The sequence below is a fragment of the Fibrivirga algicola genome (genome assembly GCF_011742925.1).
Lineage (GTDB): Bacteria > Bacteroidota > Bacteroidia > Cytophagales > Spirosomataceae > Fibrella > Fibrella algicola.
On the sequence record NZ_WAEL01000002.1, the window covers coordinates 321,195 to 347,843 of the forward strand.

The following is a 26,649-nucleotide window of genomic DNA, read 5'->3' on the forward strand; positions in this document are numbered from 1 at the left end:
GGTATACGTACATATGATGTGGGCAAACAAGCACTGGAAGACCATCATTTCTCGCTTACCTTCGCCCCATGATTGCCTTTCCTGCCTGTAAAATCAATATCGGTCTGCAACTTACCGAACGGCGTGCCGATGGCTTCCACAACCTGCTATCGGCTTTTTACCCCGTGGGCTGGTCGGATGCATTAGAAATCATTCCCGCCCCGGTGTTTGGATTCAGCACCAGCGGATTACCCATTCCCGGCCGGCCTGGCACTCTGGGCGACACACCGGAGAATAACCTCTGTGTGCGGGCCTACGAACTCCTGCGGGCCGATCACGACCTGCCACCCGTGCAAATGCACCTGCACAAGGTGGTACCTATTGGCGCAGGCCTGGGTGGCGGATCGGCCGACGCCGCAACGACCATCAACCTGCTCGATACTGCGTTCAAGCTGAATCTGGCCGTCGACCAGCGCGAAGCCTACGCCCGTAAACTAGGTAGCGACTGCGCTTTTTTTATTCAGAACAAACCGCAGTACTGTACCGAGAAAGGCGATGTTTTCGAGGAAATTGATCTGGACTTGACAGGGTATTACATTCAGTTGGTGTACCCAAATCTGGCCATTTCAACCGCCGAGGCCTACGCCGGTGTAACGCCTAAACAGCCCACCGTGCCATTACGAACCCTGCTCGAAGCTCCCATTGAGGGCTGGCGGGGGCGAGTTCACAATGATTTTGAAGATAGTTTATTCCCGAAATACCCGGTACTAGCCGACATAAAACAGCAGTTGTACAACACAGGAGCCATTTACGCCAGCATGAGCGGTAGCGGCTCCACAGTCTACGGCATTTTTTCGGCGCCACCGGAGAGAAGTGACATTTTTTCGCGTTATACGGTCTGGAATGATAAACTTTAAAAGGTTCACCGGTTGCTGTTACCTTCTTCTGTCGGCTTGCTAAAGTATATCTAATTGCATTAGTAGAACAACCGAAGGCAGTAAACAGCAACCAGTAAACAGAAAATATGAGTCGACTGACAAAGCGGCGGGAGCCGTTCCGGTTTATGATTTGGCTGGGCATTGGGGGCAGCGTTTTACTGTTCACGGTTCTGCTGGGAATATACATTGTTCGGCAAACAGGTCCCGGCTGGTCAGACGTTGCTCTGCCCAACGTATTCGTGCTTAGCACGCTGGTAATTCTGCTAAGCAGCCTGACGTTGCACAATGCCAACCGGGCGTTCCGGCACGAGCAGTTTTCGGTGTACCGCATCAATATGGCAACCACCCTGGTGCTGGGTACGTTGTTTATCCTGCTTCAAGGCTGGGGGTGGCGACAGATGGTGCGGTCGGGCGTGGGGTTGCAAGGAAACCCGGCGGGTGGGTTTGTGTACATCATCTCGGGCCTTCACTTACTTCATATCCTGATCGGATTGGTGTTTATCACCATCACCCTGGTCGAAGCGTTGCGCCGCCGGGCCTACGTTGAGGCGTTCGTCTACAGCGTAAACCCACCTAACCAATTAAAAATCAAGCTCATTACCCTTTACTGGCATTTCGTCGATGTACTGTGGGTAGTCTTATTCGTCTTCCTGCTCTTCCATCACCGCGTCGACTGGCGGTTGTAATAGCGTCAAGCATACAATTATGATCAGAGCCAGCCAACGGCAGGAATTCGTATAGCGCACAGGCAGCCCTATCTTTGCCCTATGAAGTATATTCTTTTCGATGAGCCAACCAGTCGGACGGCTTTACTGCCTTTTACCTTTACCCGGCCGGTTGCCGATATCCGTATGGGTATCTGGACCCTTACTGAAAAGTGGCAGCACTGGCTTCAACACCCGGTTTCGCACCTGACCGAGCCTTACTTACAGACCAAATTTCCCCATATAACAGGCACAGACAACCTGTACATAAACGGAGCCGTTTGCCCAACCGACGCGCTGGTTGCCGCCATTCAGGGCCTTACAGATGGCCAGGCGCTGCTGACTCAAGATCAGACGCTCATTGCTGTTCGGACAGGCGATCGTCTCGACAAAGCGCCGAGTGCGACTGACTTCACCCCTGTCTACACAGCCGAAGCGCCTGTTACGCTGCGGCAATTACCCGATATTTTTGCGCTGAACGGCGATCAGATACGGGCCGATTTTACCCAAGTTACGGCGGCCCATGAACGGGCAGGACGTACCTCAGCGCCGCTAACCGATCCGCACAGCCGGGTGTATGGGGCCGGAAATCTGTTTATTGAAGAAGGAGCTACCATCCGCGCCTCGGTGCTGAACGCCGAAGCCGGACCGATTTACATCGGCAAAAACGCCACCATCAGCGAAGGCTCCATTATGATCGGTCCCTTTGCTCTCTGCGACAACTCGACGGTAAACTGGGGTGGCAAAATGCGGAGCAACACTACCATTGGCCCGTTTTGCAAGGTGGGCGGCGAAGTGGGTAACTCCGTGTTGTTTGGCTACAGCAACAAAGCTCATGATGGTTTTCTAGGCAACTCGGTCATTGGCGAATGGTGCAATTTGGGGGCCAACGTCAATAATTCGAACCTGAAGAACGACTACACCAATGTGAAGCTACATAGTTACGCTACGGGTCAGCTGGAGGATACAGGGCGGCTGTTTTGCGGCCTCATGATGGGCGATTTCACAAAGGCGGGCATCAGCACACTATTCAATACAGGTACAGTCGTGGGCGTCAACGTCAACGTGTTCGGAGCCGGTTTCCAACCCAAACACATTCCCTCGTTCTCGTGGGGCGGTGCCGCCGAAGGTTTTTCTGATTATCGCCTCGACAAAGCGATGTACGTGGCCCGCGAAACGGTTGGTCGGCGCGGCCTCCCCTTTGGAGCCGATGAAGAAGCACTTTTAACGGCCGTTTACGAGCTTACCCGCGCCCAGTAACGCGCTACCAGTCCGTTCAGGTCGGGGTATAGGCGCAACCCGAGCAACGTACCTGCATAGAGCAACACAATGCCGGCCGAACGCAGGGCTATATCAACAAGCAACAGCAATTTACTGCCCGCCAGGTAGGGCGGTAATGACGCCAGCAGCCAGACCGCCGCGCCCAACGCCAGCACAGCTATGTTACGCCAGCTAAAAGGCTGCATGCCAAAGCTATACCAAACGAACCCAGTGCGGGCGGCATTGAACAGCACCGTGGCGATCACCGCCCCGATAGCGGCCCCTTCGATGCCATAGGCGCGGATCAGGCTGGGCGTGATGGCCACGGTGATGACCATCATGGCCACGTTGAAAACAGAATCCCAGGCGTAGCGGCGCGACGTACCCAAAATCTGGCCGTTCACCCCCGCTGACATGTCGACCAGTTTGCCGAACCCCAGCCAGAGCACTACGAAGTAACCAGCCTCGTATTCGGGCTTCAGAAATTGGAAAATAGTAGGCAGGTTGGCGGCAATCCCCACAAATGCTAGGCAGCCAATAACTAGTTGGCTCAGGCAGCTTTTTTCATACACCGACCGAATCGTGTCCGGCCTATTCTCTTTCCACGCATCGGCAATCACCACACCCGATACTTTATAGAGCATATTGGCCGGCGCAGCAATGACCGACCCAAACGCCGCGCTGATACCGTAAACACCCGTGCTAGCCAGGCCCTTCGCTTCGTTGATAAGCCACTTATCCACATGCTGAATTAACTGTGTGGATAAGCCCGTCATCAGCGTCAGACCAGCGTAACGAAGCAGCGACCTGCGCAGATCGGGCGGCAAGCTAAGGTGTTGGGGCGACAGCGTAAAATGCCCTCCCCGTATCAAGCTAACCATCATTAGCACCAGCGCAACCAGGTATGAACTTAGCCAACCCACCAGCATGGTGGGGAAACTGATCAACCCTTGCCAGTAAGCCAGCACCACACCAAGGAAGATAAACCGCTGCAAAAAATCCTTCAAAAAGGTGCCGGTTACACTGTCGTATAACAGCCGCGAGTAGTTATCGAAGAGGTTGAAAAATAGCGTGCTGAATGTTAGCGGAATCAATAACAGGTAATACTGAGAAAACAGGGCAGATTTAGCCTGATTAGCCGCCTGAATCTGATCTTTAAACAGGAACACACCTATCGTGCACACACTAAAACCAAGAATCGACAAGCTCAGGGCCAGGAGTAAAAAACCACCATGCCCGCGTTCATAATTTCGGAAATACGGAAAATAGCGTCCCCCGGCACCGTTTATCCCTAGGTTTGAAAACTGCGTCAGAATGATAGACACACTCATCAGCAGTTGAATAAGGCCATTCTGATCTGTTTCCAGAATATTGGGCAGCAAGAGACCGGTAATCAGAAAACCGACGATGATACCCGCGTAGGAAAAACCGGTGCCCAGGATAGTCTGGCGTTGTATTGAACTCATTAGAGGCGTTGCTCAACCCGAACAACTATGTGATCTGGCCCGTAAATTAACGCCAAATTCAGGTACCGATGTCCATGATCCACACAGACGGCTTCCCAATCGTTGCGATAAGCAGCCGGGCCGAATGGCGAAACTGGCTGCTCGCCAATCACACTACGTCGAAAGGCGTTTGGCTATTATCCTACAAAGCCGCAACAGGCAAGTCAACGATCTCCTATGCTGAAGGCGTACTGGAAGCGCTCTGTTTCGGTTGGATTGACAGCAAACCAAACAAAGTCGACAACGAGCGGTCGATGCTCTACTATTCGCCCCGCAAGCCCAGCAGCAACTGGAGCGGCCTGAACAAGATTCGCGTGGCCCAACTCATCGAACAGGGCCTAATGACGCCCGCCGGGCAGCGCATGGTCGATCTGGCCAAAGAAACCGGTACCTGGACAGCCCTCGAGGAGGTTGAAGCGGTGGTTATTCCAGCCGATCTGCTGACGGCTTTACAGGCTCACCAACCGGCCGAAACCAACTTTTCTGCGTTTCCGAAATCGATCAAACAGGGGATTTTGCAATGGATACTGAACGCCAAACGGCCGGAAACACGCGCCAAGCGTATTCTTGACACCGCTACGCTGGCCGCTCAGAACATCAGAGCCAACCAGTTCGTCAAAAAATAACAGCGAGAGGCTATCACTACACCACCAGGCCGTAGGTCGGTTGGTTCTGCTTGTCACCGTACCTTTGGTCTATGAACTACATTGAACTCCAACTGACGCTTTCGCCTGACTTTGCCGATATCCTCACCGCCGAACTCGCCGAGCTTGGCTTTGAATCATTTACCGACACCGACGAAGGGCTGAATGCCTACATACCTGAAGCCGATTTCGACGCCGACGCCGTGGCCGATATAGTGGCTCGTTATCAGGCGCAAACTGCAATAGCCTACACCGTTAATTCGTTAGAAAAGAAGAACTGGAACGCTGAGTGGGAACAGAATTACCAGCCCATCGAGGTGATGACAGAAGCAGCGTCGGTGCGGATACGCGCCTCGTTTCACGAGCCAGACAGTCGGTTCACATATGACCTGTTGATTAATCCCAAAATGTCGTTTGGAACAGGGCATCATGAAACGACGCACATGATGATGCAGCACCAGTTAGGCCTCGACCATTCGGGCAAAGCGGTACTTGATGTGGGGAGTGGAACCGGTATTCTGGCTATTCTGGCGGTGAAGCTTGGCGCGACCGATGCGCTGGCGTTCGACATTGAAGAATGGGCAGTAGAAAATGCCATCGAAAACGCGGCGCTGAACCACTGCCCTCAGGTACGTGTCTTCGGCGGCACGATCGAGGGGGTAGACGCTGGTGAACGGTTCGACATTGTGTTGGCCAACATTAACCGGAACGTGCTACTCGCCGAAATTCCGGCCTACGTTTCGCATTTACGGCCGGGCGGCTATTTGCTGGTCAGCGGTTTTTACGAGCATGATGCGCCCGACATTACCCAAAAAGCCGTCGACGCCGGTTTGTCGATGGTGACCCAACTGACGCGCAACCAATGGGCGTCGGTACTGTTTAAGAACTAGTTAGCAGGCACTCGGGCTATGGTCGGTGTAGCCTGTTCAAAGACTACTTATTTTTACGATGAAGCGTATAGCCTTTTTACTCTGCCTCTTACTGCCTTTACTGGGTCGGGCTCAGAACGTAAAACTGTCGGATAAAGCCGAGCAGTTTCTGCCCGATTTGCAGAAGCTGATGGCCACCGGTGGGCCAGCGTCGTTGCAGGTCGAAAAAGAGTTCGAATCGCTCTGGGGCGAGTCGACCCTGACACCGCAGCAACGCGACCGGCTGATGGTACTTTGCCGGCAGATGAACCAGAAACGGTACCAGCCGGCGACACATTTCGCGCCGCTGCTGGCTTCATTGTACCACATCGTTTACACCGCTAAGCCAGCCGTAAGCGCGCCCGATATTGACAACCTGCTGACGGTGGCCGAAAAGCAATTCGCCCTGAACGACCCCAAAGCCTTTGCCCGGGTGATGGACGCTGCCCGTGGCTTCTTGCAGCATCGCGAATTGTATGCTGCCAAGTTCAACCGGACATACCTGTCGGGCGGCACCTTCTCATTCCGCTTCATCGACGCAGCAACCACCACGCCCGGTTCAGCTACAGGCACATCGGGGGTTAGCTCGGAGACCGCCACGGTAGCCACATCTAACTTCGACGGATGGGATGCACCCGTTGGTCTGGACACGACCAAACCACGCGAGATTGGGGTGCTGTACAAGCCCATTCAGCGCCGACCCATTCCGGCAGCAACGGGGGCAGTAGTCACGGTAAACAATGCTTTTCTGGCGATCGTAGCCAATGGCGATTCGGCCGTACTGAGCAACACGTCCGGCGATTTTATCCTGAAAGAAGGTGTCTGGGTAGGCAAAGGCGGCACGTTTTCCTGGGCATTGCAGGGCCGAGACGACCGGTTTGTTACCCTCACCAACTACAGTATGGTAGCAATGAATCCCCGCCTTATAGCCGACGATGTGTCGCTGGTGATGGAGAGAGGCGCCAAACCTGTACTGGGCGTATTTGAGTACCTCAGCAAAAAACGTTTCAGCAACGTACCTGACCAGTATCCGCGCTTTGCCTCGTACCGTAACAACGAAGTTATTCCCGGTTTGGGCTCGGGCATCACCTACAAAGGTGGCCTCGCGCTGGCAGGTCTCCAGTTGGTAGGTGCTTCGGCCGACGGCCAACCTGCTACCCTCATCGTGGCCGACCGCGCCGGGAAAACCGCGTTTAAGGCAACGAGCCGTAAGTTCGAGTTTCGCGATTCGCTGATTACCGCCCCGGTAGCGCAGTTCACCGGCTATATCGATACGGCCGATTCGCTGACGCACCCGGCTATTCAGTTCAAGTTCGATAAAGCAACCCGCGTTGCCGCCCTGAGCCGCGTTGACCGGACTGGCTATGGCCGCGTACCGTTTTCTGATACGTACCACAAATTTTTCATTCTACCCGAAGTCGTTCGGTGGGACGTACCCCGGCAGAAAGTCGAGTTTTACCAGATTGGCGCCAAGCGCGAAGTGCCCGTTCGGATGGAGTCGTTCGATTATTTCCAGCCAGAACGCTACTCCGACATTGCCACCGACTATGGCTTCCACCCGCTGCAGATCATCGGCAACTACATCACCAAAACGAAGAAACAGACCTTCCTTGATGACGACATTACCCGTTCGGTGCCTAACGTAAACGCGCAGGCCTTGCGGGGTTCGCTCGGCCGGATGTTGCTGGAAGGCTATCTGGAACAGGATGACCGCACGAAGGAGTTGCGGTTGAGCCGCAAAGGTGCCCTCTACATTCTGGCCTACAACGAGAAGCGCGACTACGACAACTTCGAGATCAAGTCGTATTTCAACAGCAACGACTCGGCGCGGAATGCCAGCATCGACCTGGCCGGCAAAGAAAAATACCTGACCGTTCGGGGCGTCGACCGCTTCACCATCAGCGATTCGCTGAAGCTGTACGGCATGCCGACCAACAAAACAATGCGCATTGGTAAAGGGCGTTCGCTGGTGTTTACGGGGCAGATGAAGTCGGGCAATATGCGCTACAACGGCATCGACCTTGCATTTGATTACGACAAGTTCGCCCTGAACATGAACAAGATCGAGTCGATCTCTTTTACACCGCAAAAACTGGCCGATCAGGGCCGAAGCGATGAGATCGGGGGCGACATCAAGTACGAAAAGCCGGGCTCAGTCTACTTTGCTACTGCTGATAATAAGTCGGGCAAGGTGAAGGGTAAAAAAACTACGCAGCGACTGGTAATGCCCGAAGGCATGACCGTGTATTTCGACCAGGAAGACCGGGGGAACCGGCGCTACAACCGGAAAGTGTATTTCAAGATTCCGGCCATCGACAACGACAGCGTGGGGAAAGGCGACATTTCATTTGTAGGTACGTTCCACTCGGACGGTATCTTCCCGCCGTTTCAGACCGAGTTGAAGACGATGCCTGACCAAACGCTGGGCTTTACCCACAAAGCCCCGGCGGCAGGTTACCCGCTCTACGGCGTTCCGGCGTCGACGGTAAAGCTGACCGAAGATTTGGTGATGGACAAAAAGGGACTTCGTGCGCCGGGGCAACTCACGCACCTGGCCGCAACCCTCACCACCAAAGAGATCCTGTTTATGCCCGACTCGCTGATTGCCACCGGCGAAACGGGGCAGATTGTAGAAGCTCAGGCCACCAAGGTAGCAGCGGTAAAACCAAAAAAAGGCCAGAAAGTAGTACCACAGGCTGCCCAGTCGCAGACCTACTACCCCAATGTAGCCCTGACCAACTTCGGCATGAAATGGTGGCCTAAGTCAGACAGTATGGTCATCAACACACAGAAAAACAGCTTTACGTTCTTCAACGGGACCACGCGACTAGAAGGCAACCTGCTCGTCCGTGCTACTGGCCTATACGGCAATGGCCTCCTCACCCGGCAAGATTCGGAAGTGGAATCGGGCAGTATCAAGTTCGGGAAAGATGGCTTTCTGGCCGATAATGCCAAGCTGAAAATTCAATCGATGGCCGACGTGAAGGGCGTGGCGCCCAAGCCAATTCTGCTGGGTAACGGTATCGACGTCGATTTTGATCAGGTAAAGGGCCTTGTGGACCTGGCGATTAACCTCGACAACCGGGCCGTAGACGATACGCTGAGTTCGAGCATGGAATTTCCGTACGCCGCTTACCGTACCAATATCAGCCGGGCGCAGTGGAACATCAAAGGCAAAACGATTGCCATGAAAGGCGACGTAAAAACGTCGACGTTTACCGCCACCGGCGACGAGCAGGAGGGCCTGACGTTTAATGCCGGGGCGGGCCTGTACGACGTCGACAAGATGACGCTCAACATCAGCGGGGTGCCTTTCGTGAATTCGGCCGACGCCCGCATTTACCCCGATAAAGGGCTGGTGACGGTGCGGCGTAACGGCGATATGCTGCCCTTCACCAATGCCCGTCTGGAGCTCGACACCGTATCGCGGTTCCACCGGTTACGGAACGGAAATATCCAGATCGTGTCACGTACCCGATTCTCGGGCGATGCAACGTACCTGTTCGCCAAAGCCAAGGGCGACACATCGGCCATCAAAATGGGCAGTTTCGAATTTAAGGAGGCCGATAAGGTGGCGGCGGCTCCGGCTAAATCAGCAACGAAAGTGCTGAGCCGCAAAAAGGCAGCCGGACCAGCGCAGCCCCTTACTACTTACTACACTGTTGCCCGCGCCGATATCGACGAGAATGATAAGTTGATGCTGACCTCGAAGATGCAGTTCAAGGGTGATATCATGATGAAAGCCCCCGAGAAAGACCTGGGACTCGATGGCTTTGTGAAACCGGTGCTTAAAAAACGGCTCGATCTGATCAGCGGCTGGATTCCGTTCAAGGCGAACGTGGTGGAAACAATCGATATTCCAGTCGACGACAAGCTTAAAAATGAAGGTGGACAGGTATTGGTGGCGGGTATTCAGAGCCGTTTCGGCAGCCCCGGCATCTACCCGTCCTTTTTATCACCCAAAGAAGACAACCGTGATGATGACATTTTCCGGGCAACGGGTGTAATGCGGTACGATGAGAAAGAGAAGACGTTTGTAATTGGCCCCAAAGCCGGAACGGAGGGCCTGCAGGACGATTTTGAAAGCAATTTCCTGTTCAACGATGATAAGGGCATCATGACATTCAGGGGGCCGATGAACCTGATGAGCAGCAAACCCAATACGTACCTGCTCGCCAGCGGATCAGCCCGCGTTAATGTCGACAGTGCGGCGTACCGGATTAATGCATTGCTGGCGATGACCTTTGCTGTGCCTGAACAGATCAACACCGCCATTGCCAACAAACTGGTAGAAGGTAATCTGGAAGAGCAGAACAGCGACGCCGCCGACGATGACCTTAACCGCGTGTCGGACAAGCTGCTGCCATTGATCGGTCAGAAAGCCGTTGATGACTACAGGGCCAAAGCGCAGAACCAGCACGTTTCACTGGCGCTGGCTTCGCCCAAGCTGAATCAGGCACTGGTGCTGGCTAACACAAACCTGCGCTGGTCGGAGAAGTTCAACGCCTTCCACAGCGTGGGCAAACTGGGGGTATCGAACCTGCAAAACGTGGATATCAACGCCCAGATGGATGGGTACGTTGAGATCAGAAAGGGCGGTAACGGCGACGAACTGAGCCTGTACATCGCCGCTTCCGACGACGTCTGGGCTTTTTACGACTACCACCCCACCGGCAGCAACGGCGGCGGTCAATTGGCTATTATCACGTCGGATCAGGAGACGAACGATAAACTGACGGCTTTACTGAATAACAACAAGAGCAAATCACCGCTGCAGGTGGTGCCCGCTACAGAAGATGAAAAGGCCCTGTTTGTAGAGCGTTATGAAGCCCAATACCGCGTTCGGGCTAAACCGGCAGCCAAGCCTAAACCGAAGCCCGGCACCAAACCTACTGCCGCTGAAACAACGGTAGCCAAGGAAACAACGGATGGGTTCGGTGGTGACGAAGACGTAGCACCGGCGGCAAAAAAACCGGCAAAAGGCGCCAAGGCTGCACCAATCCGCAACACGGCCAAAGCAAAAGCCACTGAACATGCCGCTGAGGAATCGACCGAACCGGCAAGTATGCCAACAGCCGCTACCAAAAAACAGGCGGTTGTGAAGGGCAAACCCGCCAAGGCCGATACGGCTAAAAAAGCAACGGTAGTTGCCAAGAAAGAGCCAGTGAAAAAAGAGCCGAAAAAAGACAAAGAAGACGAAAAGGAAGGCTTTTGAGTAGGCCCTTCCGGATACACTGTTTTAGTAAGCGCACCTGCTACGGTCTTCAGTTCGTAGCAGGTGCGCTTAACTAAAAAATTTGCTCATCACATGATCCGATTATTGTTTGCCTTTCTGTTGCCGGGTTTCTTTCTGGCTATGGCTCCTGCCAAAAAAGTGACGCTTTTTAACGGTAAAGACCTCACCGGCTGGAAAATTTACGGTACCGAAAAATGGTATGTAGCCGATGGCGAATTAATCTGCGAAAGCGGCCCTGACAAACAGTATGGCTACCTGGCGACAGAGCAGACGTATAAAGACTTCGACCTTTCGGTGCAGTTTAAACAGGAAGCCAACGGCAACAGCGGCGTATTTTTCCGCTCATCGATCGAAGGCACGAAGATCAGCGGCTGGCAGGTCGAAGTAGCGCCCAAAGATCATGATACAGGCGGCATCTATGAATCGTATGGTCGGGGCTGGCTGGAGCAGATTCCACCCGAGAAAGAAACCATTCTGAAACCGGGCGAATGGAATACCCTGCGCATGCGGGTTGAGGGCGATCATGTGCAGACGTTTCTGAACGGTAAACCAATGGTTGACCTGCACGATGCTAAAATTGGTGCAGCCAACGGTTCCATTGCTTTACAAATCCATGATGGTGGCGGCATCAAAGTACGCTGGCGTAAGCTGGTGCTAAAGCAGCTCTAACGTAGCTAGTTCTACGAAAATAGCCGGTTACTCACTGCTCTTGACCAGAGGCGGCGGGTAACCGGCTATATCGGCTCAGTTACGGTATCATTCTGCTCGTTGATCCGCAGGCTCGGGTAAATGCCAAAGCGCTGTTGATAGAGCCGGGAAAAATACGATACCTTTTGAAAACCAACGCGGTGGGCAACTTCTTTCACCGTCTTACAGCGATTTTCTTCGATCCATTCGTGGGCGGTTTGTAACCGCACTTCCTGTACAAACTGAATGGGTGATAAGCCGGTCGTTGCCTTCAGCCGTCGGTAAAACTGCCGTTGGCTCATGTTCGACGCATCGGCCAGGTCAGTAACCTGAAAGCGACTGTCAGTTAAGTTAGCGATGACCAAACTCTGGATAGTCTGTAACCAGGTATTGTCCAGTGGAGACACCTCCACTTCGGTGGGCTCTTCAGCTAAAGCAACGTCTGTGGATGGATTTAGCCAGAATTCCCGTTCGCGAGCCCGGTCGAGTAAATTCTGAATTCTTGTCAGCAGTTCGTCTTCATCAAAAGGCTTTGTCAGGTAGTCGGCTACACCAAGCTGAAGGGCTTGTAATCGTACTTCCTGACTAAACCGGGCAGTGAGCATTATGACTGGAATAGGGCGTAACTGAGGACGTTGCCGCAACTGCGCCAGCAACGCCATACCGTCCATTTCCGGCATCATCATATCGGTCATGATCAGTTGTGGTATTGCTTCGGCGGACTGTCCCTCGAGCCAGGCCAAGGCTTCTCTCCCGTTTCTACACCACGTATGTGCGTACTGCGGTGCCAGCAACATCTGGATATAGGCAGCCATATCGGAGTTGTCCTCCACAATCAGGATTCGTTCTCTGCTCAGGGCTGGCTCTATCGGTAAAGCAGTTGGTTCACCAGCCTGCACAGCGTCGGTCGTAGGTACGTCGGGGGTAGATTCTGGCAGGTAGACCGGCACTTTAGGATAGGTAATCGTAAACGTACTCCCCTGGCCAAGCTGGCTGTCAATATGCAGTTCTCCCTGCCATAACTGACAGTATTCGTGACATATCGCCAGACCAATACCCGTACCACCTTGCAACGGAACGTTCGCCCGGTTTGACTGGTAATACCGTTCAATGACGTGAGGCAGGTCATCGGGGTGAATTCCCCGGCCGGTATCTTTCACCGACAAGCGAATCTCATCGGCAGCATCCATCACTTGAATTGTGATGATGCCGCCACTTGGTGTGAAACGAAGGGAATTGGCGATGAGGTTTCGGAGCACCGTCTCGAATTTGGGCACATCCAGTAACATCCCGATTGGCTGGTCGATCCCCACAGTGTCGATAGCAATTCCCACAAAACTTGCCTGTGTGCTGAAGGCTGCTACAGTGCGGGCAACAATTACGTTCAGATCGGCTGGTTGCGAGTCGAGTTGAAGTTGACCAGCTTCCAGCTTGCCTAAACCCAGCAGGTCGTTCACCAATTCCTGAAGCTGCCGGGCGTTACGTTCCATTGTCGCCAGCAGGCGCTGCGCTGTTTCGTCAGTACTCCGTTTAGTCAGGTACGTTAGCGGTCCCAACAGTAAAGTTAGCGGGGTGCGGAACTCGTGCGTTACGTTGGCAAAAAAGCGTGATTTCAGGGTAGCATTCTCACGGAGTTCGGCGGCTTGTTGCTCAATAATGGCTTTGTCCCGCTCAATTCGGGCAGTTCGGTGGGCTACCTCTGCCTCCAGCCGAACAGTTTCTTCAACCAACAACCGGTTACGCCACCGGAATAAGGCTACGGTAGCTCCCACCAAGAGCAACAGACATACCAGCATAAACCACCATTGGTAGTAGATCGGCTTTTGCACCACCAGCGGAATAGATACGATATCGGATACCCACTGCCCATTAAGGTTTTGAATACGTACGTTGAGTTCATAACTCCCCGGCGGTAATCCATTTATGCGCAAGTCGGTTAGCTTTTGCGGTGCCCAGGCATCCTGCCAGCCTCTAATGCGATACCACAGCCTAGTCTGATCCAGGAAGCGGTAATCCAGCAGGGCGAACGACAGTAAAAATGAACGACTCGAGGAGGCAATCTGAATTGGTTGGTTTGGTCTGTAGTCAGCCGTGTAGTCAGTCATGTTACCCGTTCGACCATCCAGTTGCTGAAACTGAGTAACCACTAATGGGGCCTTTGTTGAACTACTCTCCTCGATCTGATTCGGCCAAAACGCGGTCACTCCGTTCAAACCACCTAAATAGAGCCGTCCGTCGGTAGCCTGGTAGTTTGACGTAAAGTTGAACTCCTCATGCGTGATACCGTCCTTGGGCAGGTACGTGTGTAACTGCTCTGTTTTTTTATTGAAACTGACCAGCCCGTAATCGGTGGTGAACCAGAGCCGGTTTTTATCTCGGCGCAGATCGGGGTTAGGGTGATCGGTGAACAGGCAATAGAGCGTTGAATTCAGCAACCCATCCGCATCTGTAAATTGGCGATAATGCCCCGTGGCGCGCTCCCAGCGCACCAGTCCGCCACCACGCGTAGCCAGCCAGTAGATTCCTGGCTGGTCGGGATCGACGTGCACATAAGTAATGTGGTTGAAGGGCAGATTACGGGGAGCAGGCTGTTCTACACTGTATCTGGCTACAATCCCCTTGAGCGTGTCGAGCAGATACAACCCCGAGGATGAAGCGACCCACATTCCTCCGGCTTGTTTGTCAGGAAAGAACCCATTAACCCGGTTGGCCGCTAGCTCAGGCCAGGCATTGTACCGAGTGAAGGTAAGGTTTTTCTTCTGGGCAACATCGAAATAACTGATGCCATGATTGAAACCAAGCCATAGGTTGCCCCGTCCGTCAGCCTTAATAGACCAACAATGATTGGCCGATCCCTGCAACGGATATTTCGCGATGATTGAGCGTGTAGCCGGTTTTACCAGTGCCAAATCATTCAAAGCTACCCATAATGCCTCCTCGCTGGCTAGAGCAACGGGCTGCTGGTTTAGGAAATCTGTCTGACTGACCGTTTGCCTGGGTAACGCCAGTTGTCTGCGGTTGGTTGTTAAGTCAACAACCCAACTGTCGAAGGCATTAACCCACAGTTGTTTGCCCACTTGCATGATACCCCGGGTAGCAGCATCTGAATAACCTGTCGTATTGGGTGGGTGATAGAGGTAGCGGGCAAATCGATTGGGTGTTAGCGTGAATAGGAGTATGCCATCACTTGATGCCAACCAAACTCCGCCTGTTCGATCAACCCGCAGACCACTAAAACTGGCGGGTGTTTTAGGTACGGAGATTCCGGAAGCAGCCAGATCGAAAATCATTCCTTTTTCGGGTTGCCAGGCAAAGACAACCCCTTTGCCCAAAAACCAGAACAAGTCATGGTGAGCATCATAAACAATCTGATTTTCCTTCAGTGAATAAGGGTGTGTCCCTGATGCGTCTAAGTCACGAAAAGGGCTCTTATCAAAGGTAATTGGCAGGCTCTTCAACTGGCCATCGGTATCCAGTCGATACAGAAATCCGGTCAATGCATGCGGCGTTAGGCGAGGCAGCACAGCCGGTTTATCAGTACTTTCCACCACATGCATCAAATAGATCCCACCGTTTGCATCGGTACATACGGGCCGCAGCAACTTAGGCATTGAGGAGCGACGAAGCACCCGTCCGGTCGAGTCCAGTTCGATCAGTGAGGGGTGAGTGAAGTTTACGTCGCTTTGCGAAACCAGCATCGTTCCTTTTGAGGTCACTGCTACTGAGCTGAGCCTGGTAGGTGCTGATAATGGATTGAGAAAAATCAGCTTCCCCTTGTCGTTGCGGAAATAAACCCGGCCGTTCTCCTGAAAAATCACCAGCGGGGTCGCAGGCGTAGTTGACATTCCCCGCTTTCCTATAACATCAGCGGGTAAAAAATGCGCCCCATCGGTAGCAGTCGGCAGCCGAACCGTGAAAGGCGTCAATTTTTTTTCATCAGAGTTCCACCGCTCTATCCACTGGTCACGGTTCGAGCGGGCTTTAAATAGCCAGAGGGCGCCCGTTTTATCGGTGCTCATCCGCTCAATATAGATAGGCAATTGGCCCGGCGAAGGGCGAGGAAGGGAAGGTAACGGAACAAAATGGCTTCCATCGAACCGATACGCATTATTCAGCGTACCGATCCACACAAATCCTTGCGCATCCTGACTTGTGCTAGTAACTGTTCGGTTAGGAAGACCTTCCTCAACGGAAAAATGACGTACCTGAACAACATAAGGTGGCGCAGTATAACGTGCAATTGGCGGAACAGGCTGCGCGTTACTAGCTACCGTTCTCCAAAAGCAAGCTATCAGTATGCAAACTACCAGAAAGTGGCGAGTATATACACGTAGCTGACTCAATGCTCAGTTACTTTTTTGAGCTGTAAAACTACTCAATAAGTAGCAGATTACGTGGCCATTTTGGCCAAATCGGGGACTATATTGGCCGAATTGGGGACATTGTTTATCCTGTTATTTGTAACCATATAGATACTAGATCTCCCTCGTCTTTATCGCTTGCTTGTGCAAGCGATTTTTTCCTAAATACTCTATTTCCGGATGGTTAGATCTAGACCACTTAGCGTACACTTCTTAACGGAGAAAATACCATCTCAGCCTTTTATTTACTGCCGTCTACGACCAGCCAGCTTTCTTTTCAAAATATGCCCACACTAGTTGAGGTTCAGGTCTCGGATCAGGAACTGATCAGACTTTATCTCTGCACTGCCGATCATCAGTACTTCACGCAACTTTACACACGCCATCGTCAACGTGTGTATCAACAGTGCCTTACTTACACAAATAATGCAGACGATGCAGACGATTTTGTGCAGGAGATTTTCTTGCGTCTAATGCAGAAGCTGAAGGGATATCGGGGTGAGGCGCAGTTTACTACCTGGCTTCGTTCAATGGTAACTAATTACTGCCTGGATCAGCTACGGAGAAAAAAACGCGAGCAGGCACTTTGGTGTAGTTATGAGATTCAGCTCACCTACGGATCGTCCTTGATAACGGTGACCGAAGAGTCAGTCACGCATCATGCCTATGAGCGTATGATCAATCAGCTACCCGTTATGCAGCGCGAACTGCTCTATAATAAGTATGGACGAGGAATCTCAATCAATGACATCGCCATCCACCAGGGACTGACCCCCAGTGCTGTGAAGATGAGAATTAAGCGAGCCCGGGAATTAGCTGGTGCACTCTACAGACAGCAGCTAGACATTGATGAAGAATAGGCGGTTAAGTAGCTTACTGACCTAAGCTGATGTACGACATCGTATGCACGTCGTCTGCGTTTTTGTTGACGAAGTGCTTATCTGGTTTGTCGTAATTGCTGATGTATAGCCGCTTTCCGACCAGCAGTACTTCAGCAGGTTGATCCAGACGCCCGTTTTGGCCGTCCGTATCGCCGTTCTGCGCGAGTGTGGATACAGTACCGTTGGCTAACGCAACCGTCATAATCGCATTTTCACGTGAGTTGCAGAGATACATGGTATTGGTAGCCCGGTCGATGATAAGCCCATCGACGCACGAGATCGTCTTACTCACTTTGAGTACTTCTTTCGACGCAAACGTACCATCGGGTTTCAGGCTGACTTTGTACAACGTGCCATCGCCAAAGCTACCGGTATACAGATTTCCCTCACTATCGTAATCCAGGCCATCGGCACCGTTGTCAAGACCTGTTTCGTTGACGGTAGTTGTAAATGTCGTCAGTACGTGCGGGTCCATTGTTTTTGGTTTCAACATAATGGGCGCACCGGCCGAAGCCTTGGTCAGTTCATCAAGCGTAAAGCGAAAAATAGCGCTGTCCGTGGTGTCGCCAGGCATATCCCACTGGCTATCGGTCACATAAATCGTGTTGCCTTTCCAAACCACTGCGTTGCCTAAACCCAACCCCGTCACCACAGGCTTTATCTCCCCCACTTTACCGCCTTTCATACTGATGCGCATTAGCCGCGACTTGTAGTCTTTGCTATTCTCGTACTGATTTTCGGAGTAATAGAGATTACCGTCGGGACCAACTGCCAGATCCATCGGGCAGGCATGTTTGGTGTCAGGGTGGATGGGCAGCTCACTCACGAATTGAACCGAGTCGCCAACGATTTTCAACAGCACGCCTGGGTACGTATTGTCGGCCAGGTTAGGCGCCGACAGATAGATCGTTCCGTCGGGAGCCAGCGCCAATCCGTCGGGCGTGTTGTACTTGTCGGGTAATGTTGTCAGCAACACAGGATTTCCAATGGTCGACCCGTTGTCGGTGGCTGTTACAGATACTGTCGAGGTAGTTTCAGTGGTAGTATCCGTCTTTTTTTGCTGGCAACGAGCCATAAGGCCCAGCCCAATACAGCCCAAAAGGAAATAGCGAATCATGTTTACGTTGAGTTTATCAATCAAGGCGTAAACAGGATAGAACCGACTTTGTTGAAAAGGCTTATATACAGGCCTTAAGCAACCCGATCATTGTTGTTGCTGCTGTTGCTGTTGAGTAGCAAGCAGCGCGTGCACATCGAGCGACCGGGTGTACATCTCAATCTGCCCGTCGGCTGTCAGTGGCCACTCTTCCCGCGGACGATCCCAGTACAGTTCTACTCCGTTTTGGTCAGGGTCGTTCAGGTAGATCGCCTCAGACACCCCGTGGTCCGACGCACCGGTAATAGGGTAGTTTGCGTCGATTAGCCGCTGTAGCGCCACAGCCAGATCACGGCGGGTCGGGTACAGAATAGCCGTATGAAACAACCCCGCCGACCGCACAGGTGCCGGTGGGGCTCCTTTGCTCTGCCAGGTATTGAGCCCAATGTGATGATGGTACCCCCCAGCCGAAACAAACGCCGCCTGATCGCCATACATGGTGACCAGTTCAAAGCCTAGTAGATCACAGTAAAAAGCCATCGCCCGTTTCAGGTCAGCTACTTTCAGATGAATATGCCCAATACGCGTCTGGGCCGGAATCGTGTAGGGTGTCGTCATAATCCGGTAACCTTAACCAGTTCATTTACGTTTCTACAGCGTAACACGTATACTGACTCATTTATAAGCGATGGACTACATAGATTACTATAAAGTATTGGGCGTTGAGAAGACGGCTTCAGAAGACGAAATCAAAAAAGCGTACCGTAAACTAGCCCGTAAGCTTCACCCGGACCTGAATCCGAACGACCTGGAAGCCAGCAAAAAATTTCAGCAGCTCAATGAAGCCAATGAGGTGCTGAGCGATCCTGATAAACGCAAGAAGTATGATCAGTATGGCAAAGACTGGCAGCATGCCGAGCAGTTTGAACAAGCCCGCCAGCAACGTACCCAGTACGGCGGGGCTTACCAGCGGGCTGGTAATGGCAGCGGCTACACCTATTCAGAAGGCTTCGGGGGCGATGAATTCTCTGACTTCTTTGCCTCGATGTTTGGGACTGACAGCCGGGCGCAGGGTAGTAGTCGTGGACAGGCGCGCTACCGCGGGCAAGACTATGAAGCCGAACTGCGACTCAGTCTGCGCGATGCTTATACTACCCACAAGCAGTCACTGACGGTTAACGGCAAAACGATAGGCATTACGATCTATGCTGGTGTTGAGAACGGTCAGAAAATAAAGCTGGCTGGTTACGGTGCACCCGGTGTAAATGGAGGACCTAATGGCGACCTGTATCTGACCTTCTCGGTAGATGCCGATCCCCGGTATAAACGGCAGGGCAACGATTTACACATAACCGAAGAGATTGACCTGGCAACGGCTTTATTGGGCGGCGATAAGGTGGTAGAGACGCTATCTGGTCAGGTGAAGGTACCCGTGAAGCCAGAAACGCAGCCCGGCACCAAAGTGCGATTGAAAGGAAAAGGCTTCCCGGTGTATCGACAGGATAACACGTTTGGTGACCTCTACGTACAATGGCAGGTAAAACTACCAACCAACCTGACCGATGAACAGAAAGATCTATTGGCTAAAGCCCTGAACCGCTAATAAAACTGATTATGTCGACTCACGCACTCATTCCAACCCGTGACTTCTGCGTCTATCATCAGGTCGAAGTTACGTTTCTGCACGATCTGGCCCGGCGCGACCTGATCAACATCGTCACAGTTGAACAGGCCACCTATGTTGAACCGACGCAGCTGGCGCGGCTCGAAAAACTGGTTCGCCTGCACCAGGAATTGGCTATTCATCCCGACGACCTGGATATCGTATCGAACCTGCTGGAACAGGTCGAGCAGCTACAGAGCCAACTCACCGACCTACACAACCGACTACGCTTTTACGAGTAAGTCGGCGTTATTCCTTCTACCCGTACCGGCACGCCCGACAGGGCCGCATTTCCGGTAAGCGTATCGGCGAACGCTTCGTCGGTGAGGTCGTTGACGCTGGCACCGGCATGCTGCTGGGCCACATCCAGGCGCGTACCGGGGCGGTTATGCCCGTAGCCGTGTGGCATGCATACGACGCCGGGCATCATATCGGGCGTTACGTCGGCGGGCAGTTCAACCTCACCCACTCGGGAACGTACCCGCACCGCTTGCCCAGTACTAATGCCAAGGCGGGTGGCATCGTCGGGATGGAGCATAAGCGTACACCGATTACGGCCTTTTACCAGCACCGGGGCATTGTGCATCCACGAGTTATTATCGCGCAGATGACGGCGGCTGATCAATAACAACGGGTGCGAGGCATCAGGCGTAGCAGTAGCTAGCAAGACAGCTTCCGCACGGGCCAGATCGGCTAGGAATATAGCCGGGGCGGCGTTGATACGTCCATCCTGAGTTTGTAGCCGGTCGGGCAATTGCGACCGAAGTGGCCCCAGATCGATGCCGTGTGGATGGTCACGCAATTGGTCAAGGCTAAGGCCGGTGCTTCCGTAAGGGCCGTACCGCAACCCCATATCGATGGTTTTTGCCGGATTCTGCAATGCCCATTCCTCGCGTGGGACATCGCTGAGCCGCAGTCGCAGGTTCTCGAAAATTTCCCAGTCATACAACGTACCTGCCGGCTTTGGTACCATCGGCTCCGAATAGCGCGACGTATTCCGAATAGCCAGTACGTGAAACGTCAGGTCGTAGTTGGCCGTTTCTACACCCGTCAGCGGCGGCAGAATGTAATCGGCATGGCGCGTGGTCTCGTTCATGTAAATATCAACTGATACCATGAACTCCAGCCCGGCCAACGCTTGGTCAAGGCGACGTCCATTGGGCGTCGACAACACCGGGTTGCCGCAACTGGTTACCACGGCCCTGATCTGGCCGGGGCCGGGCGTTTCCACTTCTTCAGCCAGGCAGGCTACCGGTAGTTCGCCCATAAACTCAGCCTTGCCACGCACCCGGCTCTGAAACCGGTTGAACTTATTGTAAACAGGTCGCGGTACACCCGGCCGGGTAACCAGCAGGTCAATAGCTGGCGAGCTGAACAGCATGCCGCCCGGTTCGTCGAGATGCCCTGTCAACAGGTTCAGCACATTGATGAGCCAGAGACAAAGCCCGCCGAACTCCTGGGTCGAGACGCCAACGCGACCGTACAAAGCGGCGCGGGACGTACCCGCAAATTCCTGCGTTAAGCGCCGCAACGTACCTGGCTCAACGCCCGTCAGCGGGGCAACGCGTTCGGGTGTGTACTCAGTCACAGCATCCCGGAGCATATCGATATTATCTATAATGGCAGTAATGCGGCCGGGATTAACCAGGTTTTCGGCAAACAGAACCTGCGTCATGGCCAGCAGCAGGAACACATCGGTGCCGGGACGAATAAAGTAGTGCTCATCGGCCCGTTGTGCGGTCTCGGTTCGGCGCGGATCAATCACCACGACCTTTCCGCCACGCTGCTGAATGGCCCGCAGCCGGGTCGACACGTCGGGGGCGGTCATGATGCTCCCGTTCGACGCGATCGGATTGCCGCCCATAATAAGCCAGAAATCGGTACGATCAATATCAGGCACCGGCATCAGTAATGGATGCCCGAACAGTTGCCAGGCGGCGAAGTGATGCGGAAACTGATCGACTGATGAAGCCGAGAATACCGTTCGGGTACCCAATGCCTTCACGAAGCCCGGCATTCCCAGAAACGAGCCCGAATTATGCACGGTGGGGTTACCCGCGTACACGCCAATGGCGCTGGGGCCGTGGGTGTCACGTACCTGACGCAGCCGATCGGCTACCTCATCGAGTGCCTGCTCCCACCCTATTTCCTGCCAGTCATTGCCTCGCCGCCTCATTGGCCGCCGCAACCGATTCGGGTCTTCGTAGATGTCTTTGAGGGCTACAGCCTTTGGGCAAATGTGTCCACGACTAAACGGATCGGCTGGATCACCGGCAATGCTGACGATGGCGCCGTCTTTGTGCGTGATCGTCAGACCGCAAATGGCTTCACAGAGATTACAGGCCCGGTAATGAGTTTGCAGCGATAAATCGGTTGTGTTAGCCACGTTGAGAGCGATTTAATAAGCGCATGGAAGATACAAAAAAGGCTTTTATCGGTGAAAAATCAGACAAAAACAGGAATTATAACCAATTACTGGCTTTTGTTTTGATTAAATCTAAATAAACATAACCTTTGACCTATCGATACTGATTCTAAATAACGACATCGATTTGTTATGTCTATACCTATATTTACTTCAACGCTTTTAGTGCTCTCAGCCCTCACGGTTGCTAACCCAACGGTTGCCCGTCCAGACCGGCCTAGCCTCTCACGCATTCATCCGGCCAATGATGACAACGACAACCAGCGTGGCACTATTCACGGTCGCCTGAGTACGCAGGATGGCCAGCCGGCTGCCTATGTCAGCGTCAGCGTCAAAGGAAGCTCGAAAGGAACAACTACAGCTGAAGACGGCAGTTACCACCTCCGCCTTGCGTCCGGCGATTACACGCTCGTCGTATCGTTTGTTGGCCTACAGACACAGGAGCAACCGGTTACGGTCCTGTCAGGCCAAACGACCCAGCTCAACCTGACGCTTCAGGAAACGGCTCGTCAACTGGGCGAGGTGCAGGTACGTGGCTACAAATCAGCGAACCAGGTACCATTAACGGTGGGTAAAGTAGCCATTCGCCCGCTGGACCTGCCTCAAAGTGTAGCCGTTATCGAACGCGATATTCTGGACCGGCAGCAAACGCTCCGCCTCAGCGATGCGCTGGCCAACATAAACGGCGTTTACATCACGGGCACAACGGGTGGTTATCAGGAAGAAATTGGCGGCCGTGGCTTTGCCTTCACGAGCAGCAATACCTTTAAAAACGGCACCCGTTACAACAACAGTGTCATGCCTGAAATCTCATCGCTGGAACGGCTGGAAGTCCTGAAAGGATCGTCGGCGATTCTGTTCGGCAACGTAGCAGCTGGCGGCATTCTCAATCTCGTGACAAAGAAACCCCGTTTTGAGTCGGGTGGTCAGGTGGCGATGCGGATTGGCAGCTACGGATTCTACAAACCGTCGTTCGATGTATACGGTGGTCTGTCAAAATCAGTAGCTGTTCGCCTGAATGGTACCTATGAGAACAGTCGCAGTTTCCGCGACGAGGTACGTGGCGAACGCATTTATGTAAACCCTTCAGTATTGGTTAAACTCGGCAGTCGTACCGAACTGCTGCTGGAAGCTGATTACCTGAACGACGACCGCACCCCCGATTTTGGTATCGGTGCTATCAACTACTCAATCACCGATGTGCCACGCAGCCGCTTCATCGGTACGCCCTGGAGTTACAATCGCATTGAGCAGACGAGCAGCACCGCTACGCTGACACACCGCCTAACCGATCAATGGCAGGTACGGGCTACGGGAGCCATTCAGAATTTTAAGAGCGATTTATTCAGTGCGGCCCGGCCAAATGCCAGCAGCCAGGCCATCAAAGCCAACGGCGACTGGATTCGTGGTCTGCAACGTACCCAGGTGGCTGAAACCTACTGGATCGGCCAGGTTGACCTGACCGGACAGATTAGTACTGGTGCTATTAAGCACACCCTTCTGATCGGCGCTGATGCCGACCAGTACCGGACCAATACAACGGCCTACAATCCGCTGGCTGTTTACGATACCATCAACATTTTTAATCCGGCTAAATTCCGCACCCGGAACGACGTACCTACACTGACGGCCCGTCAGTTGACCGAAGCGCCTATTAACCGGGCGGGTATCTATGCACAGGACCTGATTGCCCTGTCAGACAAGTGGAAATTACTGGCTGGTGTACGCTGGAGCTATCAGCAAACCGGTAGCATCGTTACCACGCTGAGCGACCAGAAAGCAACCAGCAGCAACACCTTCGACGACGCCTTCACGCCTCGCTTTGGCCTAGTGTATCAGCCTCGCCAGACTACCGCGTTGTTTGTGAGCTATGCCAACTCATTCGCCCTCAACACAGGCATCGACGTAGCGGGTAATGCCTTGCCACCGTCATTCATCAACCAGTATGAAGCTGGTATCAAAAACGACCTGTTCAACGGACTGCTCTCAGCGAATGCAACGGTGTACCAAATCAGAAACAGCAACCTGGCGCAAACGAGCCTGCAAAACGGTAATACGAACGCCAACATCAAGGAGTTGGCCGGTGAAGTAACAAGCCGTGGCGTCGAGGTCGATGTGAAAAGCAAAACATTCCAGGGTATCTCGTTCCTGGCCGGTTACAGCTATAACGAGACCCGCTACACGCAAAGCAACACCTACATTGTGGGTAGCCTGCTTCGTTATAATCCGAATCACACGGCCAACGCCAGTATGTTCTACACCGTGCAACGCCCCGGCTTCGGGCAGGGTCTGCAACTGGGCCTCACCGCCTTCTACATGGGCGAACGTCAGGCTGGTCGTTCTACCCGGGTTACCGTCAATAATGACGCCTTCCGCCTGATTCCCTTACCAGCGTATACCCAGCTAAACGCCTCAGTTGGGTACGTTAAGGCCCGGTATGCTATTCGCGCCAACGTGACTAACCTGCTGAACGAACTGAGCTATAACGTTCACGACGATAATAGCATCAACCCCATTGCCCCCCGTCAGGTATCAGCTACCCTTTCATGGACGTGGTAAGGCTGGCTCATCACCAATAAAAAAGGGACGGACCTACGTAGGTCCGTCCCTTTTTTATGTAACACAAGGCTACTTCGTCGCTGCGCTTTACATCAACCACTTATTGATGAACAGGCAGTACAACATTAACAGTCAGTAAGCTACTCCCTATTCTTATTTGAACCGCTGGATGCTGTAAGCTGATGAGGTCAGGCTGGCTGGATTACCGGCAGCAGCGCTGATTTCACCGATACGTGCGTTTAGGGTGTAAACTTGTCCGTTAACAACGGTATTTGTCGTGGCCTGATCGTAGCCAACAGCGTCAGTCTTTACTACAGAGGCCGTAGCCCAATTGTTGGCCCCACGCAATTGCGTTACCTGATTGCGGTTGTTGACAACATATAAATCGTCGTTGATCAATACCATGCCGTCGCCACCAGTTACGGGCGCAAAACCGGTTACTTCGGTGATTGCATTGCTGTTGGCTAAATCAATCTTATATAGTTTGCCCGTCGAAGCGACAACCACGATCAGGTAATTACCCGGATGCGCAACAATACCGTTAAGGCCAAACTGCCCCGCCGGAACGCCTAACACAGGATTATTTACCAGAATACTGGGGGTACCATCAGTAGCAACACGGTAAACAACCGGCGAAAACGAGTCGGTTACGTAAGCCACACCCTGGGCGTCGATAGCAACGTCGTTGGCTAAGTGAGAGGCATTGGGCAACAAAGCAGCCAGGTCTGTTCGGCGTGTGATCTGGTTGGTACTCAAATCGTAGACAAAGAGACCGGCCGTTTTCATTGTAGCCGCGGCTGTTGTTTTTTCGGCAATACCTTGGGCCGCATTACAAACGTATACTTTGCCATTATACACCTTCACGCCCTGCGTTGAGATCAGCTGCGGATCGGTAAACAGGTCTGCATAGGTTCCGTTTACATCAACAGTGCCCACCTTTCCCTGTGTCAGCGAGGTAACGACGAATTTGTTTAGCGAAGGGGCATATGCGATCCCTTCCGGGTACAGTCGACTTGCCGTGAACGAAGTACGATCGGCAAATGAGGGGGCGTTGATATCAGTCCCATTGTTTTTACAGGCACTCAGGCCTACAATTCCCAAAACGGCAGTTAGAATCACTGAGTTTTTCATAGTCGGATTACTTATGTGTTTTGACATTTAATCACTTACACACTGGTTTGTTCTTTAAATCCTATTGAATAACTCTAGAAACAAATCAGATCCGGTAACTCAACTGACGAACAACCGCCGCTTAAAGTGGTTTTATGATTAAAACAGAAGCACGTTATGACACATTTCACCACCCTTACCGAGGCTATGCAGGATTTGCACAGCCGGGGCTACACCGAAGAATTTGCGCCTGAGAATGATCACCTGAAGGTGACTAGCAAGGACGAAATCAGATACAGGAGCGACGAGTTTAAAGTCGACGAATTTCACCGCTTCGAGGGGACGTCTGACCCGGGGGATGAAATGACACTCTACGCTATATCGTGTAATAATGGTATGAAAGGTCTCTTTGTGTCGGCTCAGGGTACGTACTCAAATGAGGCATCGTCAGAACTGATGGCCAAATTCAACGTATCAGAGCGCGGCAGCGTAAATACCGAAGGGTCTGTACAGCCCATTACCGCGCCAGAAGGGCAAGCTTGACCAGTTCCTTCCTAGTCGATAGCCATGCATAAGTATGCCTGCTGCGTGGCTATCGGCCAATTTTCCTACCCCTCCCCCGTCGAAACCGGGGTTTTGTGTCGTATATTTGCGAACTTTCCCCATCTTATAGGCTTAATTATCAAGGGGAAA

The 26,649-nt window shown here is 52.9% G+C and carries 18 protein-coding genes; 12 read left to right on the forward strand and 6 right to left on the reverse strand.

Annotated elements, in window-relative coordinates; all coding sequences use genetic code 11:
• Positions 1 to 68: 68 nt before the first annotated feature.
• From F7231_RS06565 to F7231_RS06575, 3 genes are all read left to right on the forward strand, one after another.
• The gene (locus F7231_RS06565; RefSeq protein ID WP_166691346.1) at positions 69 to 896 is read left to right on the forward strand and encodes a 4-(cytidine 5'-diphospho)-2-C-methyl-D-erythritol kinase; all 828 of its coding nucleotides are present in this window, start codon (positions 69 to 71) and stop codon (positions 894 to 896) included.
• 107 nt (positions 897 to 1,003) lie between these two features.
• A complete protein-coding gene (locus F7231_RS06570; RefSeq protein WP_085412291.1) occupies positions 1,004 to 1,603 on the forward strand; it encodes a cytochrome c oxidase subunit 3 in 600 nt (199 codons plus the stop codon).
• 81 nt (positions 1,604 to 1,684) lie between these two features.
• Entirely contained in the window at positions 1,685 to 2,881 is a 1,197-nt protein-coding gene (locus tag F7231_RS06575) for a putative sugar nucleotidyl transferase (RefSeq protein ID WP_166691347.1), read from the forward strand.
• On the opposite strand, the gene F7231_RS06580 is transcribed toward F7231_RS06575, so the two are convergent.
• Positions 2,857 to 4,347: a lipopolysaccharide biosynthesis protein gene (locus tag F7231_RS06580; protein WP_166691348.1), complete on the reverse strand. Its 1,491-nt coding sequence runs from the start codon at positions 4,345 to 4,347 to the stop codon at positions 2,857 to 2,859. The two genes, F7231_RS06575 and F7231_RS06580, sit on opposite strands and share 25 nt — an antisense overlap.
• Positions 4,348 to 4,421: 74 nt before the next feature.
• On the opposite strand from F7231_RS06580, the gene F7231_RS06585 reads away from it, so the two are divergent.
• The 4 genes from F7231_RS06585 to F7231_RS06600 all read left to right on the forward strand — a co-directional run bounded on the left by F7231_RS06585 (position 4,422) and on the right by F7231_RS06600 (position 11,843).
• A complete protein-coding gene (locus tag F7231_RS06585) occupies positions 4,422 to 5,012 on the forward strand; it encodes a YdeI/OmpD-associated family protein (protein WP_166691349.1) in 591 nt (196 codons plus the stop codon).
• Positions 5,013 to 5,083: 71 nt separating this feature from the next.
• Entirely contained in the window at positions 5,084 to 5,920 is an 837-nt protein-coding gene (gene prmA, locus F7231_RS06590; RefSeq protein WP_166691350.1) for a 50S ribosomal protein L11 methyltransferase, read from the forward strand.
• Positions 5,921 to 5,978: 58 nt separating this feature from the next.
• Positions 5,979 to 11,153, forward strand: coding sequence for a hypothetical protein (locus F7231_RS06595; RefSeq protein ID WP_166691351.1), 5,175 nt, complete (start codon positions 5,979 to 5,981; stop codon positions 11,151 to 11,153).
• Positions 11,154 to 11,246: 93 nt separating this feature from the next.
• Complete coding sequence (locus tag F7231_RS06600; RefSeq protein WP_085412286.1) at positions 11,247 to 11,843, forward strand: 3-keto-disaccharide hydrolase; 597 nt, start codon at positions 11,247 to 11,249, stop codon at positions 11,841 to 11,843.
• Between the two features lie 65 nt (positions 11,844 to 11,908).
• Here F7231_RS06600 and F7231_RS27590 read toward each other — a convergent pair whose 3' ends face one another.
• Complete coding sequence (locus tag F7231_RS27590) at positions 11,909 to 16,204, reverse strand: hybrid sensor histidine kinase/response regulator transcription factor (RefSeq protein ID WP_166691352.1); 4,296 nt, start codon at positions 16,202 to 16,204, stop codon at positions 11,909 to 11,911.
• 302 nt (positions 16,205 to 16,506) lie between these two features.
• Between F7231_RS27590 and F7231_RS06610 the strand changes: the two genes are divergently transcribed.
• Complete coding sequence (locus F7231_RS06610; protein ID WP_085412284.1) at positions 16,507 to 17,082, forward strand: RNA polymerase sigma factor; 576 nt, start codon at positions 16,507 to 16,509, stop codon at positions 17,080 to 17,082.
• Positions 17,083 to 17,095: 13 nt separating this feature from the next.
• Here the strand turns inward: F7231_RS06610 and F7231_RS06615 are convergent, their stop codons facing one another.
• Positions 17,096 to 18,220, reverse strand: coding sequence for an SMP-30/gluconolactonase/LRE family protein (locus F7231_RS06615; RefSeq protein WP_166691353.1), 1,125 nt, complete (start codon positions 18,218 to 18,220; stop codon positions 17,096 to 17,098).
• A gap of 87 nt (positions 18,221 to 18,307) precedes the next feature.
• Positions 18,308 to 18,817, reverse strand: a complete 510-nt coding sequence (locus F7231_RS06620) for a VOC family protein (protein ID WP_085412283.1) — start codon at positions 18,815 to 18,817, stop codon at positions 18,308 to 18,310.
• Between the two features lie 70 nt (positions 18,818 to 18,887).
• Here F7231_RS06620 and F7231_RS06625 point away from each other — a divergent pair, with 70 nt between their 5' ends.
• Together F7231_RS06625 and F7231_RS06630 are read left to right on the forward strand one after the other, a co-directional pair.
• The gene (locus F7231_RS06625) at positions 18,888 to 19,802 is read left to right on the forward strand and encodes a DnaJ C-terminal domain-containing protein (RefSeq protein WP_166691354.1); all 915 of its coding nucleotides are present in this window, start codon (positions 18,888 to 18,890) and stop codon (positions 19,800 to 19,802) included.
• Between the two features lie 11 nt (positions 19,803 to 19,813).
• Positions 19,814 to 20,104 (forward strand): chaperone modulator CbpM, encoded by a 291-nt coding sequence (locus F7231_RS06630; protein WP_085412281.1) that lies wholly within the window; start codon positions 19,814 to 19,816, stop codon positions 20,102 to 20,104.
• On the opposite strand, the gene F7231_RS06635 is transcribed toward F7231_RS06630, so the two are convergent.
• On the reverse strand, positions 20,095 to 22,248 hold the full coding sequence (locus F7231_RS06635) for a molybdopterin oxidoreductase family protein (RefSeq protein ID WP_166691355.1): 2,154 nt from the start codon (positions 22,246 to 22,248) through the stop codon (positions 20,095 to 20,097). The genes F7231_RS06630 and F7231_RS06635 overlap by 10 nt on opposite strands.
• Before the next feature lie 171 nt (positions 22,249 to 22,419).
• On the opposite strand from F7231_RS06635, the gene F7231_RS06640 reads away from it, so the two are divergent.
• Positions 22,420 to 24,846: a TonB-dependent receptor gene (locus tag F7231_RS06640; RefSeq protein ID WP_166691356.1), complete on the forward strand. Its 2,427-nt coding sequence runs from the start codon at positions 22,420 to 22,422 to the stop codon at positions 24,844 to 24,846.
• A 153-nt stretch (positions 24,847 to 24,999) separates the two neighbouring features.
• Here the strand turns inward: F7231_RS06640 and F7231_RS06645 are convergent, their stop codons facing one another.
• The gene (locus tag F7231_RS06645) at positions 25,000 to 25,977 is read right to left on the reverse strand and encodes a gluconolaconase (RefSeq protein ID WP_085412278.1); all 978 of its coding nucleotides are present in this window, start codon (positions 25,975 to 25,977) and stop codon (positions 25,000 to 25,002) included.
• A gap of 156 nt (positions 25,978 to 26,133) precedes the next feature.
• On the opposite strand from F7231_RS06645, the gene F7231_RS06650 reads away from it, so the two are divergent.
• Positions 26,134 to 26,499, forward strand: coding sequence for a hypothetical protein (locus F7231_RS06650; RefSeq protein WP_085412277.1), 366 nt, complete (start codon positions 26,134 to 26,136; stop codon positions 26,497 to 26,499).
• Positions 26,500 to 26,649 lie beyond the last annotated feature (150 nt).

Bases quoted from the DNA above. Each gene is read 5' to 3' on its own strand.
- F7231_RS06570 (WP_085412291.1), top strand. From the start codon at position 1,004: ATGAGTCGACTGACAAAGCGGCGGGAGCCGTTCCGGTTTATGATTTGG.
- F7231_RS06625 (WP_166691354.1), top strand. From the start codon at position 18,888: ATGGACTACATAGATTACTATAAAGTATTGGGCGTTGAGAAGACGGCT.
- F7231_RS06650 (WP_085412277.1), top strand. From the start codon at position 26,134: ATGACACATTTCACCACCCTTACCGAGGCTATGCAGGATTTGCACAGC.
- F7231_RS06595 (WP_166691351.1), top strand. From the start codon at position 5,979: ATGAAGCGTATAGCCTTTTTACTCTGCCTCTTACTGCCTTTACTGGGT.
- F7231_RS06580 (WP_166691348.1), bottom strand. From the start codon at position 4,347: ATGAGTTCAATACAACGCCAGACTATCCTGGGCACCGGTTTTTCCTAC.
- F7231_RS06565 (WP_166691346.1), top strand. From the start codon at position 69: ATGATTGCCTTTCCTGCCTGTAAAATCAATATCGGTCTGCAACTTACC.
- F7231_RS06615 (WP_166691353.1), bottom strand. From the start codon at position 18,220: ATGATTCGCTATTTCCTTTTGGGCTGTATTGGGCTGGGCCTTATGGCT.
- F7231_RS06630 (WP_085412281.1), top strand. From the start codon at position 19,814: ATGTCGACTCACGCACTCATTCCAACCCGTGACTTCTGCGTCTATCAT.
- prmA (WP_166691350.1), top strand. From the start codon at position 5,084: ATGAACTACATTGAACTCCAACTGACGCTTTCGCCTGACTTTGCCGAT.
- F7231_RS06645 (WP_085412278.1), bottom strand. From the start codon at position 25,977: ATGAAAAACTCAGTGATTCTAACTGCCGTTTTGGGAATTGTAGGCCTG.
- F7231_RS06585 (WP_166691349.1), top strand. From the start codon at position 4,422: ATGATCCACACAGACGGCTTCCCAATCGTTGCGATAAGCAGCCGGGCC.
- F7231_RS06620 (WP_085412283.1), bottom strand. From the start codon at position 18,817: ATGACGACACCCTACACGATTCCGGCCCAGACGCGTATTGGGCATATT.
- F7231_RS06575 (WP_166691347.1), top strand. From the start codon at position 1,685: ATGAAGTATATTCTTTTCGATGAGCCAACCAGTCGGACGGCTTTACTG.
- F7231_RS06600 (WP_085412286.1), top strand. From the start codon at position 11,247: ATGATCCGATTATTGTTTGCCTTTCTGTTGCCGGGTTTCTTTCTGGCT.
- F7231_RS06640 (WP_166691356.1), top strand. From the start codon at position 22,420: ATGTCTATACCTATATTTACTTCAACGCTTTTAGTGCTCTCAGCCCTC.
- F7231_RS06610 (WP_085412284.1), top strand. From the start codon at position 16,507: ATGCCCACACTAGTTGAGGTTCAGGTCTCGGATCAGGAACTGATCAGA.